Here is a 16,398-nt window from a genome sequence, read left to right on the forward strand (position 1 = left end):
GCGCATCTAACTTCCGGTCTGTGACCGAACGTGGGGTGCTTCTATGACTGTGCCCCGCCCCCGTCAAGCGGTCCTTGCGCAAAAAATGACTTCATGTGAATCTTTTCTAAAACAGACCAATGAGCGCAGGATATCGCAGCACAAAAAACGCAACAAACCGGCGGTGGCTGCGTTAAGCTATAAACTGATAGCGTGGGGGATGGTGGGTGATGAGAGGCTCGAACTCCCGACATCTTCCGTGTAAAGGAAGCGCTCTACCAACTGAGCTAATCACCCGATGTGGCGTGATTTAGGGTATGTTGCCGGTGGGCGCAAGCCTAAGAAAGCAACTTTTCTGAACCATTTTTCAAATGATAGACGCAGCCCTGCCCGCCGTGGATGTCAGTACCCTGAGTTGCGTCCTTACCAGCAACGATTTCGCGCAATGCCCGCCCCGTGACGCCATGGGTAACCAGTACCGCAGGACCCTTTAATTCCTGCAAAAATGCGTGACAGCGCGCGGTCACAGCAGCCAAGCCTTCGCCATTCGGGGCTATTTCGTACTGCGCCATAAACGGATCGTCCGCTTGCGGAAGCGGAAGCGAGTCGCGCAGCAAACCAGACCAATCCCCAACGCCGATTTCACGCAAACGATCATCTGTTTGGATGATTCCCGCGATACGGCTCAGTGCGATTCCCGCAGTTTGCACCGCCCTGCCCTGTGGGCTGCTGAAAAATGCGAATCCCCGCAGGTCGCATTGGGCAAGAATCGCACCTTGATGGGCTGCTTCAGATTCGCCCTGCGCGGTAAGAGGCGAATTTAACTCCCCCTGCATCCGGCCTTCAAGATTCCACTCCGTCTGGCCGTGACGCAGGATGTATAGTTCTGGATAGTTCAACGATTAACCTTCGCCATTCGCAAAAAAGAAATGAGGATTATTCGTCTGCGTCAGCCGAGTCGGCATGCGCTTGAACAACTGCGACCTTAGGAGTGCGAAATTTTACGGTCAGCAATGCAGCGCCGTCACCAATATCCTTGGTCTTCACGATCCGAGTTTTTCCCATAGGCGGCAAAATCAATTCGTCCCCACGCGCGAGCGCCTCACCGATGACCGCAAGTGCGGCTTCAACCGCCGGCTTCACGTCTCTTTTCTTAAGACCAGTTCGTGCAACTACTTCGTTGAAAAGCTGAGGTTTCTTTAATACTGGCGCGACCTCGTTGACTTCATCAACTTGCGGTTCGATTGGAGTAGCCATTCACATGTTCCTTTTATTTTGCTGCAATCTAGCAGGTCAGCGGTCACATAAGCCAGCAATGCTTTGCATTACGACCACCACAAACCAAAAAGGCGCGCCACAATGGGCGCGCCTTTGTTTGCTAGTTCGCTAACGCTTAATGCGCGCGGGCACCCTCATCGCCAAGTTTCGCTTTCAGAGCAGCCGCCGCCGCTTCTTCAGCAGCCTCGTCCCATTCGATCGCCTCTGGCTTGCGTACCAATGCGTGTTCCAGAACTTCTGACACGTGCTTAACGGGGATGATCGTCAGTCCCTCTTTCACGTTGTCAGGAATATCTGGCAGGTCCTTGGCGTTATCTTGAGGAATCAAAACTGTTTTGATTCCACCGCGCAACGCGGCCAGCAGTTTTTCCTTTAGGCCACCGATTGGCATCGCATTCCCGCGCAGTGACACTTCGCCAGTCATGGCGACATCCTTGCGCACAGGGATCTTGGTCAGCACAGATACAATAGATGTCACCATGGCAAGACCAGCCGAAGGACCATCCTTTGGCGTTGCGCCATCGGGCACGTGCACGTGGATATCAAGCGTATCGAACTGCGGTGGTTTCACACCAATTTCAGGCGCAATCGAACGCACGTACGAAGACGCCGCATCAATCGATTCCTTCATGACATCACCCAGCTTACCAGTCGTTTTCATGCGACCTTTACCGGGCAAACGCAGTGCTTCGATGTTCAAAAGCTCACCACCAACGCTTGTCCATGCCAGACCGGTGACAACACCAACCTGATCTTCTTCTTCGGCCAAGCCAAAGCGGTGCTTTTCTACGCCCAAGAATTCGGTCAGATTTTCGGCAGTGACCGCAATCACTTTTGCTTCTTTCTTTACGATCTTGGTCACAGCTTTCCGTGCCACTTTCGCCAGCTCACGCTCAAGGCTCCGCACACCAGCTTCACGGGTGTAGACGCGGACCATCGACAGCAGCGCATCATCAGAAACGCTGAATTCGGATGGCTTCAGGCCGTGGTTCTTCATAACCTTCGGCAGCAAGTGCTGCTTTGAGATTTCGACCTTTTCGTCTTCGGTGTAACCCGACAGTGAAATGATCTCCATCCGGTCCAACAGAGGCCCCGGCATGTTATAGCTGTTCGCTGTGGTCAGGAACATCACGTTCGACAGGTCATATTCGACCTCAAGGTAGTGATCGACGAATGTGCCGTTCTGTTCCGGATCTAACACCTCAAGCATCGCTGACGCGGGATCGCCACGGAAATCCTGCCCCATCTTGTCGATTTCATCGAGCAAGATCAGCGGGTTCGTGGTTTTCGCCTTTTTCAGCGCCTGAATGATCTTACCGGGCATAGACCCGATGTAAGTCCGACGGTGGCCACGAATCTCAGATTCGTCACGTACACCACCAAGGCTGATGCGGATGAATTCACGACCCGTTGCTTTGGCTACAGATTTCCCAAGGCTGGTTTTACCAACACCCGGAGGGCCAACAAGGCACATGATTGGGCCTTTCAGCTTTTTGGAGCGCTGCTGTACCGCAAGGTATTCAACGATGCGTTCTTTTACCTTTTCAAGGCCATAGTGGTCGGAATCGAGAACTTTCTGCGCGTGGCCCAGATCTTTCTTGGTGCGTGACTTAGTGCCCCATGGCACAGCCAAGATCCAATCCAGATAGTTGCGCACGACCGTAGCTTCGGCAGACATAGGCGACATGTTCTTAAGCTTCTTCAGCTCAGCATCGACCTTTTCTTTAGCCTCTTTCGAAAGCTTGGTTTCAGCGATCTTCGCTTCAAGCTCGGCTACTTCGTTCTGGCCTTCTTCGCCGTCGCCCAATTCCTTCTGAATGGCTTTCATTTGCTCATTCAGATAGTATTCGCGCTGGGTGCGCTCCATCTGAGATTTGACGCGCGTTTTGATCTTTTTCTCGACCTGCAGCACAGACATTTCGCCCTGCATCAGACCGTAAACCTTTTCAAGGCGCTCGGTCACTGACAGCGTCTCAAGCAAGCCCTGTTTTTGATCGACCTCAATACCAAGGTGACCCGCAACCAAATCGGCCAGCTTTGCAGGCTCTGTGGCTTCACCAACGGCGGCCATTGCTTCTTCAGGGATGTTTTTCTTGATCTTGGCGTAACGCTCAAACTCGGCAGCGACATTGCGCACAAGCGCTTCTTCTTCAGCGGCCTCGCCCTGTGTTTCGTCAAGATACTCTGCTGACGCTTCGAAAAAGTCGATGTTTTCGACAAATCCGGTAATGCGCACGCGGCTACGACCTTCGACAAGCACCTTAACGGTACCATCGGGCAGCTTTAGCAGTTGCAGCACATTGGCCAGTACACCTGTTTTATAAATACCATCCTGCGCCGGATCGTCTTCACCAGCGTCAATCTGGCTCGACAACAGAATCTGTTTATCGTCCTGCATCACCTCTTCGAGTGCGCGGACCGATTTTTCACGCCCAACAAACAGCGGCACGATCATATGTGGGAACACCACAATATCGCGCAGCGGCAGAACGGGATAAGATGAACTCAACGGTTCTTGCATATTTACTTCCTTTTTTGGCAAGACACCCAGCCCCGTTTAACGGCAGCGTTAGGAGTCTCCTCTTGCCTAATGCATGTGGGGTTGATGGGGGCGCCTTTCAACCAAACACGTCGTTATATCGCGCCGTAGACTGCCCGTGTCTGTCCCCAGCCGCAACCATACAAACGCAAAAATATTAAGACAGGGTCACGAACCAACATGTTTTTTTGTCGGCCCGCCATAATTGTAAGCAGTGATCACAAAGGCGCGATATCACCTAACGCGCGCTGCGCATGAAAATCCGCTTCCCAAGCGTCAAACGCACCAGCAGAGATCGCATCGCGCATGCGCTGCATAATCTCTTGGAAATAGTGCAGGTTATGCCAGGTCAACAGCATCCCGCTGATCATTTCCTGCGCACGGAACACGTGATGCAGATAGGCGCGTGAATAGTTGCTACAGGCTGGGCACGTGCAATGTTCGTCCAGCGGACGCGGGTCATCCATGTGACGCGCATTTTTGATGTTTAGCACACCACGACGGGTAAATACCTGCCCTGTCCGGCCTGAACGGCTGGGCAGAACACAGTCCATCATATCGATTCCCCGCTTTACGGCGCCAACAATATCGTCAGGTTTGCCAACGCCCATCAGGTAACGTGGCTTATCTGTGGGCAACTGATCTGGCGCGAAATCAAGTACGTTAAACATCGCCTCTTGGCCTTCGCCAACAGCAAGCCCACCAACGGCGTAACCGTCAAATTCGATATCACGCAAAGCCTGCGCCGATTCAGCCCGCAAGTCTTCTTCAAGCCCACCCTGCTGAATGCCAAACAACGCATGCCCCGGACGGTCGCCAAATGCCTCGCGTGACCGCGCGGCCCACCGCATGGACAACTGCATGCTTTCGTTAATGCGTGTGCGATCAGCAGGCAGTGCCGGGCATTCGTCGAAACACATCACAATGTCAGAACCCAACAGGCGCTGAATTTCCATCGACCGCTCTGGGGTTAGCTCGTGCTTGGACCCGTCGATATGCGATTTAAACGTAACGCCTTTTTCAGTCAGCTTGCGCAGATCGGCAAGCGACATCACCTGAAAGCCACCGCTATCCGTTAGAATCGGCTTATCCCAATTCATAAACTTGTGCAGGCCACCCAAACGGTCGATCCGTTCGGCCGTGGGGCGCAGCATAAGGTGATAGGTATTACCCAGCAAAATATCCGCCCCAGTCGCCGCAACGCTTTCTGGCATCATGGCTTTTACGGTGGCGGCAGTACCAACGGGCATAAACGCAGGCGTACGAATATCACCACGTGGGGTGGAGATAACGCCAGTGCGGGCTTTGCCATCAGTGGCATTCAAAGAAAAAGAGAAACGTTTTGTCATACTGTGTCTTTCTCCGATCCTGCTGCAAATGCCAAGAGGCCGCGTAAAACGAAGATAGGGTAATACAGCTACCAGTTGGTCCGGTCTGCTCTTTACGCCCCCTGCGGCAATCCCTATATGTTTCGTCAGGATTTTAGGGAACTGACGTCATGACTGAAACGAACGCACAGCTCGAAGGCACACCAATGATCGCGCCATCCACGACAGATCATCCGCTGTATGATGAAATCGTGCAGGCGTGCCGATCCGTTTATGACCCAGAAATCCCTGTGAACATTTACGACCTTGGCCTGATCTACACGATTGATGTCAAAGAAGATAACGCCGTGAACATCATCATGACGCTCACCGCCCCCGGCTGCCCCGTCGCAGGCGAGATGCCCGGCTGGGTCGCAGATGCGGTAGAACCACTGCCCGGTGTAAAACACGTCGATGTTGAAATGACGTTTGAACCACAGTGGGGCATGGAAATGATGTCTGACGAGGCGCGGCTAGAGCTGGGCTTTATGTAAAAGCCCCACCCTAACCTCGTTAGCTTTTTGATCGGCGGTCCACTGGGCCGCCTTTTTATTTGTGTATCTGGGCGAATACCGCGTTGACGCAACCCAATTAGATTACATAAACCATAACGCAACCTAAATTAGTTGCTAAATTAAATATGCACCCTATATTGGATGCATTATGAAACAGAACCTCAACACCATCGCTGTCTTAACTGGCGACATCGTCGGCTCCACGGCGCTGGGCGCTGCGCAATTAGAACATGCGCTCTCAGCACTTGAACACTGTGCAAATGCCCAAGCTGATTGGATGGGAACGTCATTACATTTCACGCGCCACCGTGGTGACGGCTGGCAGGTCGCGCTGGCAAAACCACACTATGCGCTGCGCTCGGCACTCGCGTTTCGCGCTGCTTTACGCAGCCATAACCCCGATTTTGATAGCTACATCGCAATTGCCACTGGCGAAGCCCCGTCAGTACTGCCCACTGATCTTAATCGCGAAAGCAGCGAAGCGTTCATCAGATCGGGTCAAGCGCTAGACGATCTAAAGGCGACCAAACACGCGCAACGCATGTTGCACAAAGACCAATCCGCCATAGGTGCCGCGACAATCCTTGCCGATCACATTTCACAAGGCTGGACGCAGGCCCAAGCCGCCGCCATACTCCACAGCATCACACCGCTAGAAGACATTTCATATACGCATATTGCCCAGACGCTTGGCAAATCACGCCAAGCCGTAACAAAATCATTAGACGGCGCAGGATTTGGTGCGATTGAGCTTGCGCTTGAAACACTTGAAAGAGATTTCGACTGATGTTTGAGACACTTGCCGCCCTGTTTTTCGCACATGTTCTTGCGGATTATGTCCTGCAAACCAACACCATGGTTGAAACCAAAGACCGCGCGCTCACATTGGCACTACACACGCTGGCAGTCTTAGTGACAGCCGTTATCGCACTTGGATCTATCGACTGGCGGATCGCGGTATTGGCCGGGATACACCTGCTTGTCGATATCGCAAAAACCGTTTGGATCAAAAAACGCGATGATGACGGGATCAACCCCTACCTACTCGACCAAGCAGCACATCTTCTGACGATTACCGCCATCGCAGCCATCGCCCCCACCCTATGGGCAAACGGCATCTGGGCGAATGAATTTGGAAATGGCGGACTTATCAACGCCACCAGTTGGGCACCCAAGTTCATGCTGTTGATCGCCGGGGCCATCTATACCACCCGCGCCGGCGGTTTCGCGGTCGGAAAACTCATGGGTCCATTTGCCGAAGGCGCCCCCAAAGAAAGCCTACCGGCTGGCGGCATGATGATCGGGCTGCTGGAACGCGGATTAATCTATCTGATGTTCATCGCAGGCCAACCCGCCGGGATCGGCTTTTTGATCGCAGCTAAATCCATCCTGCGCTTTGACGCGGCATCAAACAACGCCAAGGCCGAATACGTGATCATCGGCACGCTTGCCTCTTTTAGTTGGGCGATTGCAATCTCAATCCTGATCCTCACGATCAACAATGGGTTAAACGGCACAGCACTTCTTGAGATCATCCCACCGAAGGACTAAGTTAGCCTCAAAGGAGAACGCGTATGTTCGGTATTCCAGGCAAACAAGCTGTCAGCATCACCCCCAAAGCCGCCGCAAAAATTGCAGCGCTCATGGAGAAAGACGGCCACAAAGGGCTGCGCATTGGCGTCAAAAAAGGCGGCTGTGCAGGCATGGAATACACCATGGACTACGTGACAGAAGTCGACCCGCTTGATGAGGTCGTCGAACTGGACGGCGCACGCGTGATGATCGCACCTATGGCCCAGATGTTCCTGTTCGGCACAGAAATCGACTATGAAACGTCGCTTCTTGAATCCGGGTTCAAATTCCGCAACCCCAATGTTGTCGATGCATGCGGCTGCGGTGAATCCATCAAATTCGACGACGCGATCTCTGCCAAAGCCTAAGCCTTGTTCAGGTGAACGTATGTTTCGGCATAGCGTTTATCCAAATGCTCACGCGCGTTGATCACATCATCCGATCCAATTGGTGCAACATTGGCGTCATGGTTCGGGTTAAAGAATAGCGGCACAGAAATACGCGCATGGTCAGGGCCGATCACCCGATGCGGGGTCGCCTTGATCCGACCATTCGTCCACATCTCAAGCATCTCGCCAAAGTTAATGACAAATTCACCCGGCTGCGCCGACACGGGGATCCAGCCACCGCCGCGCTTGCGGACCTCTAGCCCCGGCGATCCATCAGTGGCGAGCAACGTCAAACATCCATAATCCGTATGGGTCGCAATCCCAAAATCATTCTCACCCGCCCATTCCGGCCGCTCAGGGTAATAATTGCCGCGCAGCAGCGCCATGGGACGATCAAACAGCGGGCGGAAATACTCGCCATCCTCACCCGTCGCCTCTGCAATCGCACACAATAAATCCAAAGCAAAACCCGTCGCCTGCGCATAATAATCGCGCAGAACCGCAGCAAAGCCCTCTGGCACATCTGGCCAAAGGTTTGGCGCATAGCACGACAATTGCGTCAGCGGGTCACCCTCTGGCAACTCAAGCCCGCAATCAAACACCTGCTTATAATCAGGGTTCGCATCAGGATCGACCTGCTCTGATCCGGGCGCGCCCCAGCCACGGTTCGAACCCGTCTTCGCCATGTCAAACGCAGCCTTATCCGCAGCAGGCAGGTCAAAGAACGACTGATACGCTGCAATCACATCTTTGACGCGCCCTTCAGAAATCGGAGTATTGTAAACGGTCATGAAACCAACGCCGCCCGCAGCAACGCGTGCTGCCTCTTTCGCGGCAGTATCGCCAGCCAATAGCGCTGCGGCATCAATACGCGGAATAATCATATCTGACATGGGACCCCTTCCGATCTAAGCGCTTGCTTGATAGCAATAACCGAACGCAGACAAAAGGATGTGCTGATGCCCCGTAAACTTGCCGCTGGAAACTGGAAAATGAACGGGCTTCGGGCCAACGTGAATGAGCTCGAAACACTGGCAAAGCAGCATTCAAATGCGAGCGTCGATATCCTGATCTGCCCCCCTGCCACGCTGATTGGGGCTTGCAAGGATATGCCGTTCGATATCGGTGGCCAAGACTGCCACACCGCCGAATCCGGCGCACATACCGGTGATATCAGCGCGCAAATGCTGGCCGATGCCGGCGCGACCTATGTGATCACCGGGCATTCCGAACGCCGGGCGGATCACGGCGAAACAGACGAAATCGTCGCCGCAAAGTCCACTGCAGCGAACAAAGCCGGCCTTATCGCGGTGATATGCGTGGGCGAAACGCTGGACCAACGTGAAGCTGGCACAACGCTAGACATCATTGACGGCCAGTTGGCTGGGTCAATTCCCGAAGGGGCAACCGCCAACAACACCGTCATCGCCTATGAACCCGTTTGGGCCATCGGCACGGGCAAAGTTCCCACCCTTGAACAAATTGCAGAAGTCCACGCGCACATCCGCGCCAAGCTTCAAGCCCGGTTCAGCGACGGCACTGATATGCGGATCCTCTACGGTGGATCAGTCAAAGGCAGCAACGCCGCGGACATCTTTGCGGTCCCACACGTTGATGGCGCCCTCGTCGGAGGCGCCAGCCTCAAAGCCGACGACTTCAGCCCCATCATCAGCGCACTGGAAAAGAGTTAAACATTGCGACGTGGCTTGGTCAGCCCAAGCCACACGCACGCTACTGCGCTTCCCAAAGTTCTATCGGGTTGCCTTCTGGATCATGGATTCGGACGAACTTTCCGACGCCATCCATTGCCACCACTTCTCCGATGGCAATGCCAGCCAACTTCAATTCGTTACACGCTGCATCCAAATCTGCGACCCGAAAATTCAGCATAAATGCATGATCTTTAGGAAAGTAATCGGTCTCCTCGTCAAATGGAGCAAACACAGTAACCCCCTGCTCAGTTGTCCAAGGCTGCATATCTGCCGTAGTTGGTGCCGGTGAAACACCCAGATGTTCATCATACCACCGCGCTAGCATCGCGGGATCTTTCGCACGAAAGAATACGCCGCCGATTCCAAGAACCCTCACCATCAGTTTCTCCGCTGTCCAAATGTTCTATTGCCAGATGACCAAAAAATACCTTGATAGGCAAATTCCATCAACTAAACAAAAAACCGCCGGAGAGGTCTCCGGCGGTTTTATCAGTACATCCCTCATTTAGAAGTTTATCACTTCACGATGATCTCCGGCCCCATAAAGAGCGTGGGCAGATAGGTCGAAATCGCGGGCACGTAGGTCACGATGATCAGGAACACGAACAGAACAGCCAAGAATGGCAGCGCTGCGCGTACGACTGACATCAGCGGCATACCAGCCACGCCAGAGGTCACGAATAGGTTCAGACCGACAGGCGGCGTGATCATCCCGATTTCCATGTTCACAACCATGATGATGCCAAGGTGAATTGGATCAATGCCCAACTGGATCGCGATTGGGAACACCAGCGGTGCCACAATAACGATCAGACCTGATGGCTCCATGAATTGACCACCGATCAGCAGGATCACGTTAACCATGATCAAGAAGGTAATCGGGCCCAATCCAGCACTTAGCATCATGTCAGCGATGTGCTGCGGGATTTGTTCGTCCGTCAACACGTGCTTTAGCAACAGTGCGTTAGCGATGATGAACATCAAAGTGATGGTCAGCTTACCGCCCTCAAAAACTGTCTGACGCGTGTCTTTGTGAAAGAAGGCTGTGATCAGTGCCCAAGGCTTTTGGATCAGGCTGCTGCGCTTGCTCGCCTGTGGCGACGCAAATCCAACGGGCAGACTGCCATCTGGCTCACGTGACGCAAGTGGCCCCATGTCACGGTAGATAAAGCTTGCGACGATGAACGCATAGACAGCAGCGACCGCGGCGGCCTCTGTTGGGGTAAACGCCCCACCTTGCCAGTAAATCAGGCTCAGGCCTTCTTCAAAGCGGATCCAAGGGTGGCCATAGATACCGCCCATGATGATCACGATCAGCAACAAGCCCCACGCAGCATCGCGGAAGCTGGCCCAGATTTCGCCCCAACCCAGCCATTCGCCTTTGGGCATGTTTTTGATCCGCGCCATGACATAGATGGTGATCATCAACATCACGCCAGCCATGATACCCGGAATAACACCCGCCAAGAACATACGGCCAACAGACACGTCTGTCGCAGATGCATAGACGACCATCACGATGGACGGAGGGATCAGAATACCCAGCGTACCAGCGTTACAAATAACGCCTGCTGCGAATTCCTTAGTGTATCCAACCTGACGCATCGCTGCGATTACGATTGTACCGATCGCAACAACAGTCGCGGGCGAAGACCCGGACAATGCGGCAAACATCATACACGCAAACACACCCGCAATTGCCAGACCACCTTGCAGGTGACCAACGCAGGCAATCGAAAACCGGATGATCCGTTTCGCCACACCACCCGTCGACATAAACGACGACGCGAGGATAAAGAACGGAATAGCCAACAGCGTGTAGTGCCCCGCCATCGCCTGATAAAGCGACTGCGCGACCGACGCGAGCGACGTATCCGAGAAAAGAAGCTGGAACATGATCGACGAAAAGCCGAGCGCCACAGCAATCGGCACGCCAAGCATCAGCAGGCCGATAATCATGATAAAGAGAAGTGCGACTTCCATGTTCTTAGTCTTCCTTGTTCAGGGCGGCCGCTTGTTCGACGGCATCTTCGGCTTCGTGGCTGACGATCAATGATCCTTCACCCGCGCGGATGATGCGCACGGTTGCCTCGATCACACGGATCACCATCAGCAAAACGCCGAACGGCAGGATGAAATACGGGATAAAGCGCGGCAGCTTTTCATAGGTCTCGCCCATGTTAAACGTCGTTTCCAACCAGCCCTGCAGGAACGGGATTGGGACCTGCTCGGTCTCGTACCAGCCTTGGTCACGGCTATTGGCAAAACCGGTTGGGAACCAGTGACCTGTCGTGGCGTTGAACCCCGCAAACGGTGCCCAATAATCCCAAGCGCCCTTCATCAGCAGTAGAACATATACCAGCGTCACGCCTGCGCCGATCAACGCCATCGCGAACTGAACGGGCTTTCCGACCAGCGTGATAAGGGCATCAACGCCCAAATGCATCGTGACCTTGAATCCATAGGAAATCCCGAAAATCACCAACCAGGCGAACAAGATCAGGGTCAGCTCTAACCCCCAGATAAGTTGTGAATTGAATGCGTAACGCAGCACTACATTGGTAAACGTCACTAGCGTCATGAGCCCAAGAAGAAGAGCAATCACAGTCTCTTCAATCTCGTGGATCACGCGCGATACTGGCCCAGAAGGCGTGTATTTAGTTGCCATGATATGTCCCCCTACATCGCTGGATGTAAAAACGGCGGGCACTATTGCGCCCGCCGGTAATTTGTCAGGGCCAGCCTGACCCGGCCCTCATCAACTTAGTTTGTGACAGAAGCGTTGATTGCCTGTGCCGCGTCGATGTTTTCTTGGCCAACATCGTCAAGGAACTGCGTCCAAACTGGCTGCATTACAGCAACCCACTCGGCGCGCTGCTCTGGTGTCAGTTCACGGATCACACCGCCGGCGTCCAGAACAGCCTGACGGTTGTTCGCGTCAACTTCACCAACAGCCGCGTTACGCTCTGCAGTGACGTCCTTGAAGATCGCCATGAAGTCATCACGTACTTCGGCATCTAGGCTGTCGAGCCAATCAACGGAAGCAACAACAAGGTAATCCAGCACACCGTGGTTGGTTTCAGTTGTACCGTCCTGAACTTCAAAGAACTTTTGGCCATAGATGTTGGACCAAGTGTTTTCCTGACCGTCCACAACACCTGTCTGCAGTGCGCCGTATACTTCAGAGAACGCCATTGGCTGTGGTGATGCACCCAGTGCTTCCATTTGCGCAACCAGAACGTCAGACGTCTGAACGCGGAATTTCAGACCAGCCGCATCAGAAGGCGAGTTCAACGGAACGTTAGCCGAGAACTGCTTCATCCCGTTGTGCCAGAAACCAAGACCCTGCAGACCACGACGCTGCATAGAGTTGGTCATCGCCTGACCAGTTTCGGACGCTTGGAACGCGTCAACCGCATCCATGTTTACGAACATGAATGGCAGATCGAAGATGCGGAATTGCTTGGTGAATGTTTCGAACTTTGACAGCGAAGGTGCAGCCAACTGAACGTCGCCCTGCAGCATTGCTTCTAGAACTTGGTCATCGTTGTACAGTGTGGAGTTTGGGAAAACTTCCATGCACATTGTGCCGTCCATCTCAGCGTTTACACGCTCAGCCAAAAGCGTCGCAGCGATGCCTTTGGGGTGACGGTCAGTGTTTGTCACGTGGCTGAACTTAACGACGATTTCGCCATCGTCACAGCCTGCTGTGTCGGCTTGTGCGGATGTTGCGATGACAGACATCGCAGCCAATACGGCTGCGGATTTCAAAAAGGTCATATTTTCTCCTCCCTAGAGAATTCCAGTCGCCCTGCATATTTCGGGCTAACGAGTGAAACAAATCCCGCAGCGGTGTGGGCGACAAGAATCTTTCACGAAACATCAACTTTGACTCGCAAGCAATTGATATAAATTTACTTAATCTACAAACACAGCGCCTCACCTTAAGGGTGTGGCGGTTTTCCACACACCCAAACATAGGCCATGTGCGAAAATCCACACAGGTTTGCGCTAACGGGATAGAATCCTAATTTGTCCGATAATCCTCAGCACGCAGCCCGTGTTTGGTTAGCTTGTCATAAAAGGTCTTTCGCGGAAGTTGCAAATCTTTGGCAACATCCGTCGCACGACCATTATGTCGCTGAAGCGCCGCAACCAACAATGACCGCTCTACCTGTGCCATCTGTGCGACCAGTCCACCTGCCACTTGCGTATCTTCCTCATCAAGGCCCAGCGCGAACCGCATAGCGACGTTCATCAGTGCCCGCGCGTTTCCGGGCCAGTCTTGCGCCATAAGGCGCGCGGTTAGATCAGCGGTGATTTCAGGTGGTGTCAGGTTGGCCTGTTCGCAAGCCAAAGAAACATAATGCTGAAACAGGACCGGAATATCCTCTGGGCGTTCGCGCAATGGCGGAATGCGGACGCGCATCAAATCCAAGCGATAAAACAGCTCTGGGTTAAACTTCCCTGCCCCCATCGCCTCTTGCAGGCTACGGGTTGTTCCGGCCAGCACCCGCGCAACACCGCCCTCCTCTAACCGATCCAAAAGCAACAGCTGCATCGCGGGGCTAAGCCCGGTGATTTCATCCAAATAAAGCGTACCATCCAAGGCGTCAGCAAATGCATCAGCAAGGCCCGCCGCATCCAAAGAAGATGCCGCACGTTTGATAAATGGCCGCGCCGCCGCTGGGGAAAGCAAATGAATGACCTCTGCCATCTTTGGCGTGCCTGTTCCGGGCTCTCCCATAATCAGCGCTTCTGTCCCGGCACGCGCAGCAGCACGCGCTTGATTGCGCATCTCGTCGGAAAGCTTGGATCGGCCAACCAACATACGCGACGCCGCATCGCCTGCCTCAAGTTCAGATTTCAGACGCCTGTTCTCAAGGACAAGTGCCCGCGCCTTAAGCGCCCGTTCGACGACCGCAACGAAATCCTGCGGCGCACATGGTTTTTCAAGAAAATCATACGCGCCTGCCGACATGGCGCGCACTGCCATGGGAATATCAGCCTCTCCGGTCAGTAGGATGACAGGCAATTCAGGATCGATCTCGCGCACGTAGTCAAGCAGATGGAATCCATCGCGCCCGGGCATACGGATGTCTGATACAATCACACCAGCAAAGCCCGGTGTCATATGATCCTTTGCTTCAACGAAAGATCCCGCAAGCGTCGGTGCAAGATTAGCCAGCTCAAGCGTCTGCCCCAAAGCTTCGCGGATATCGCGGTCATCATCTACCAGTAAAACACGTTTGGTCATGCGACAGCCTCTTGCGCAACAGCATCCAGTTCGACGGTAAACACAGCACCACCATCAGGGTGATTACGCCCCCGGATCATTCCTCCAAAGCTTTGCACCAAGCCGTAAGAAATGGACAGCCCCAAGCCCATACCTTCGGCGGCACCGACGGCCTTTGTCGTGTAAAACGGATCAAATATCTTTTCTGGCTCTGCGATACCCGGCCCGGTGTCACGCACGGATACAGTCGTACGTGCGCCATGCTGTTCAAGCGTAATAGTGACCTGCTTCGAATCACTCCCCTCCATCGCGTCCATCCCGTTGGAAACAAGGTTCAGGATAACCTGCTGCAACCGGACTTCTCCGCCTCTGACAATCATCGGCACAAGCGGGCGATCCCAGATGACAGCAATTCCGTCCTGCGCTGCACGAGGCGCAGTGATTTCAAGCACGGCATCAATCGCGGCAACAATATCCACGTCTTTTGGCGGTTCATCCTCTTGGCGGGCAAAGGCACGTAGATTGCTAATGATGCGCCCCATACGGCGGGCAAGCTCCGATATCCGGCCCAGGTTCTGTCCAGCAATCTCTGGCTTACCGCGTTCAATGAACCCTTGGGCGTTCTCCGCAAATGATCTGATCGCGGTCAGCGGTTGATTTAGCTCGTGACTAATCCCTGCAGACATCTGGCCCAGCGCTGTCAGCTTTCCCGCCTGCACAAGATCATCTTGGGCCTTTTGCAACCGGGCCTCAGCCGCAGTGCGCTCAGCCACTTCGCGACGCAGGTCGGCGTTCACAGCACGCAATTCAGCGGTGCGGTCGCTTACACGACGTTCTAACCGTGTATTCAGCGCTGCCAACGTCCTACGCCGCTGCGTGGCAATAAATAACAACATACCAAAGGCCAAACATACGGCAGCAACCACAGCGGCCTGCAAGGACGCTAACTTACGCGCAGGCGCAACATCGACTAACACCTCGCCCGTCATATCAATAACCGGCAAGTCCAATGTCAGATGCAGCGCACGGCTTGGAACATAACGCCCGCCATCGACTTGCCAGATATCAAAATCACGGATCGGCTGTTCGGAATAGGACACAAACGGTGTCAGACGTTCAATCGGATAGCTACTTAACCCAGCAGGCATCGCCCCCTTTGCAGTAAAGACCAGCTCTGACCGGTTTGATAGAAACACAACGCCTTGCGCATCAGTGAAAAACAACGCCGGACGCGCACCACGCCATGCAGACTCGACAGCCTCCACATCGGCATAAACCAGCAATGCCGCAACAACAGGGCCAGCATCCGAAAACACAGGTGCCGCAAAGACAAAGGCACGCCGACCGTAGGCCTCACTATACAGATGATGAAAGCCCAGCGCGCCGTCCAGCGCACGGGTCATGTATATGCGCCCCCAATGATCCACGCTAGGCGCACCTTGGGTCGCGATCATCGTACTGCCATCGGGAGCGACTAGCATAATATCCAACGCACCCGTCTTGTCCGCGATTTCCTGCAATACTGGCTGCACCGACGCGGCATCACTATCACCAGCCACAACGGACCGCACCTGCGGATGATCCGAGGTCAGAACCGCCAACTCACGAAACCGCTGCAACTCTCCGGTCAAACTATCCGACGCAAGCGCAAGGTCAGCACGGGCACGCTGCTCCAATGGACCCAAAGCAGACACATAGCCATACCAATAGACCGCCCCAGCAAAGCCCACCACTGCCGCCAAAAAAGCAGCAATCACCAATAGCCGTGGTCTTAGAAATCGTTCCATAGATCACAACTTATCGACGCGGAC

Annotated in this window: 16 protein-coding genes and 1 tRNA gene; 5 read left to right on the forward strand and 12 right to left on the reverse strand. The window is 54.0% G+C overall.

Annotated elements, in window-relative coordinates:
- Nucleotides 1–200: 200 nt before the first annotated feature.
- The 5 genes from ACHUEV_RS04655 to tgt all read right to left on the reverse strand — a co-directional run bounded on the left by ACHUEV_RS04655 (nucleotide 201) and on the right by tgt (nucleotide 5,145).
- Nucleotides 201–276 (reverse strand) — tRNA-Val (locus ACHUEV_RS04655).
- A gap of 41 nt (nucleotides 277–317) precedes the next feature.
- Complete coding sequence (locus tag ACHUEV_RS04660) at nucleotides 318–878, reverse strand: histidine phosphatase family protein (RefSeq protein WP_394177897.1); 561 nt, start codon at nucleotides 876–878, stop codon at nucleotides 318–320.
- A 37-nt stretch (nucleotides 879–915) separates the two neighbouring features.
- On the reverse strand, nucleotides 916–1,236 hold the full coding sequence (locus ACHUEV_RS04665) for an HU family DNA-binding protein (RefSeq protein ID WP_394177898.1): 321 nt from the start codon (nucleotides 1,234–1,236) through the stop codon (nucleotides 916–918).
- Between the two features lie 136 nt (nucleotides 1,237–1,372).
- Nucleotides 1,373–3,778, reverse strand: coding sequence for an endopeptidase La (gene lon / locus ACHUEV_RS04670; RefSeq protein ID WP_394177899.1), 2,406 nt, complete (start codon nucleotides 3,776–3,778; stop codon nucleotides 1,373–1,375).
- A 236-nt stretch (nucleotides 3,779–4,014) separates the two neighbouring features.
- Entirely contained in the window at nucleotides 4,015–5,145 is a 1,131-nt protein-coding gene (gene tgt / locus ACHUEV_RS04675; protein WP_394177900.1) for a tRNA guanosine(34) transglycosylase Tgt, read from the reverse strand.
- A 149-nt stretch (nucleotides 5,146–5,294) separates the two neighbouring features.
- On the opposite strand from tgt, the gene ACHUEV_RS04680 reads away from it, so the two are divergent.
- The 4 genes from ACHUEV_RS04680 to ACHUEV_RS04695 all read left to right on the forward strand — a co-directional run bounded on the left by ACHUEV_RS04680 (nucleotide 5,295) and on the right by ACHUEV_RS04695 (nucleotide 7,618).
- Entirely contained in the window at nucleotides 5,295–5,657 is a 363-nt protein-coding gene (locus ACHUEV_RS04680) for an SUF system Fe-S cluster assembly protein (protein WP_106355789.1), read from the forward strand.
- A 169-nt stretch (nucleotides 5,658–5,826) separates the two neighbouring features.
- On the forward strand, nucleotides 5,827–6,465 hold the full coding sequence (locus ACHUEV_RS04685; protein WP_394177901.1) for a MarR family transcriptional regulator: 639 nt from the start codon (nucleotides 5,827–5,829) through the stop codon (nucleotides 6,463–6,465).
- Nucleotides 6,465–7,229: a DUF3307 domain-containing protein gene (locus tag ACHUEV_RS04690; protein WP_394177902.1), complete on the forward strand. Its 765-nt coding sequence runs from the start codon at nucleotides 6,465–6,467 to the stop codon at nucleotides 7,227–7,229. Before ACHUEV_RS04685 ends, ACHUEV_RS04690 begins: the two co-directional genes overlap by 1 nt.
- A 23-nt stretch (nucleotides 7,230–7,252) precedes the next feature.
- Nucleotides 7,253–7,618, forward strand: a complete 366-nt coding sequence (locus ACHUEV_RS04695; protein WP_106355795.1) for a HesB/IscA family protein — start codon at nucleotides 7,253–7,255, stop codon at nucleotides 7,616–7,618.
- Here the strand turns inward: ACHUEV_RS04695 and ACHUEV_RS04700 are convergent.
- Nucleotides 7,615–8,532 carry an isopenicillin N synthase family dioxygenase gene (locus ACHUEV_RS04700; RefSeq protein WP_394177903.1) on the reverse strand — a complete coding sequence of 306 codons (918 nt, stop codon included), beginning with the start codon at nucleotides 8,530–8,532 and terminating at the stop codon, nucleotides 7,615–7,617. The two genes, ACHUEV_RS04695 and ACHUEV_RS04700, sit on opposite strands and share 4 nt — an antisense overlap.
- Before the next feature lie 66 nt (nucleotides 8,533–8,598).
- On the opposite strand from ACHUEV_RS04700, the gene tpiA reads away from it, so the two are divergent.
- Nucleotides 8,599–9,330, forward strand: coding sequence for a triose-phosphate isomerase (gene tpiA, locus ACHUEV_RS04705; RefSeq protein ID WP_394177904.1), 732 nt, complete (start codon nucleotides 8,599–8,601; stop codon nucleotides 9,328–9,330).
- 40 nt (nucleotides 9,331–9,370) lie between these two features.
- On the opposite strand, the gene ACHUEV_RS04710 is transcribed toward tpiA, so the two are convergent.
- From ACHUEV_RS04710 to ACHUEV_RS04735, 6 genes are all read right to left on the reverse strand, one after another.
- Nucleotides 9,371–9,730, reverse strand: coding sequence for a VOC family protein (locus ACHUEV_RS04710; protein WP_394177905.1), 360 nt, complete (start codon nucleotides 9,728–9,730; stop codon nucleotides 9,371–9,373).
- A 137-nt stretch (nucleotides 9,731–9,867) separates the two neighbouring features.
- Nucleotides 9,868–11,334, reverse strand: a complete 1,467-nt coding sequence (locus tag ACHUEV_RS04715) for a TRAP transporter large permease (RefSeq protein ID WP_394177906.1) — start codon at nucleotides 11,332–11,334, stop codon at nucleotides 9,868–9,870.
- Nucleotides 11,335–11,338: 4 nt separating this feature from the next.
- Entirely contained in the window at nucleotides 11,339–12,019 is a 681-nt protein-coding gene (locus ACHUEV_RS04720) for a TRAP transporter small permease (RefSeq protein WP_394177907.1), read from the reverse strand.
- A gap of 95 nt (nucleotides 12,020–12,114) precedes the next feature.
- Nucleotides 12,115–13,131, reverse strand: a complete 1,017-nt coding sequence (locus tag ACHUEV_RS04725; RefSeq protein ID WP_394177908.1) for a DctP family TRAP transporter solute-binding subunit — start codon at nucleotides 13,129–13,131, stop codon at nucleotides 12,115–12,117.
- A gap of 247 nt (nucleotides 13,132–13,378) precedes the next feature.
- Entirely contained in the window at nucleotides 13,379–14,608 is a 1,230-nt protein-coding gene (locus tag ACHUEV_RS04730; RefSeq protein WP_394177909.1) for a sigma-54-dependent transcriptional regulator, read from the reverse strand.
- Nucleotides 14,605–16,374, reverse strand: a complete 1,770-nt coding sequence (locus ACHUEV_RS04735) for a sensor histidine kinase (protein ID WP_394177910.1) — start codon at nucleotides 16,372–16,374, stop codon at nucleotides 14,605–14,607. The genes ACHUEV_RS04730 and ACHUEV_RS04735 overlap by 4 nt, the downstream gene beginning before the upstream one ends.
- Nucleotides 16,375–16,398: the final 24 nt, after the last annotated feature.

It is taken from the genome of Yoonia maritima, assembly GCF_043641945.1.
Classification (GTDB): Bacteria; Pseudomonadota; Alphaproteobacteria; order Rhodobacterales; family Rhodobacteraceae; genus Yoonia; species Yoonia maritima_B.

Excerpts from the sequence above, each read along its gene's own strand:
- ACHUEV_RS04665 (WP_394177898.1), bottom strand. The coding sequence starts at position 1,236 with ATGGCTACTCCAATCGAACCGCAAGTTGATGAAGTCAACGAGGTCGCG.
- lon (WP_394177899.1), bottom strand. The coding sequence starts at position 3,778 with ATGCAAGAACCGTTGAGTTCATCTTATCCCGTTCTGCCGCTGCGCGAT.
- tgt (WP_394177900.1), bottom strand. The coding sequence starts at position 5,145 with ATGACAAAACGTTTCTCTTTTTCTTTGAATGCCACTGATGGCAAAGCC.
- ACHUEV_RS04680 (WP_106355789.1), top strand. The coding sequence starts at position 5,295 with ATGACTGAAACGAACGCACAGCTCGAAGGCACACCAATGATCGCGCCA.
- ACHUEV_RS04685 (WP_394177901.1), top strand. The coding sequence starts at position 5,827 with ATGAAACAGAACCTCAACACCATCGCTGTCTTAACTGGCGACATCGTC.
- ACHUEV_RS04690 (WP_394177902.1), top strand. The coding sequence starts at position 6,465 with ATGTTTGAGACACTTGCCGCCCTGTTTTTCGCACATGTTCTTGCGGAT.
- ACHUEV_RS04695 (WP_106355795.1), top strand. The coding sequence starts at position 7,253 with ATGTTCGGTATTCCAGGCAAACAAGCTGTCAGCATCACCCCCAAAGCC.
- ACHUEV_RS04700 (WP_394177903.1), bottom strand. The coding sequence starts at position 8,532 with ATGTCAGATATGATTATTCCGCGTATTGATGCCGCAGCGCTATTGGCT.
- tpiA (WP_394177904.1), top strand. The coding sequence starts at position 8,599 with ATGCCCCGTAAACTTGCCGCTGGAAACTGGAAAATGAACGGGCTTCGG.
- ACHUEV_RS04710 (WP_394177905.1), bottom strand. The coding sequence starts at position 9,730 with ATGGTGAGGGTTCTTGGAATCGGCGGCGTATTCTTTCGTGCGAAAGAT.
- ACHUEV_RS04715 (WP_394177906.1), bottom strand. The coding sequence starts at position 11,334 with ATGGAAGTCGCACTTCTCTTTATCATGATTATCGGCCTGCTGATGCTT.
- ACHUEV_RS04720 (WP_394177907.1), bottom strand. The coding sequence starts at position 12,019 with ATGGCAACTAAATACACGCCTTCTGGGCCAGTATCGCGCGTGATCCAC.
- ACHUEV_RS04725 (WP_394177908.1), bottom strand. The coding sequence starts at position 13,131 with ATGACCTTTTTGAAATCCGCAGCCGTATTGGCTGCGATGTCTGTCATC.
- ACHUEV_RS04730 (WP_394177909.1), bottom strand. The coding sequence starts at position 14,608 with ATGACCAAACGTGTTTTACTGGTAGATGATGACCGCGATATCCGCGAA.
- ACHUEV_RS04735 (WP_394177910.1), bottom strand. The coding sequence starts at position 16,374 with ATGGAACGATTTCTAAGACCACGGCTATTGGTGATTGCTGCTTTTTTG.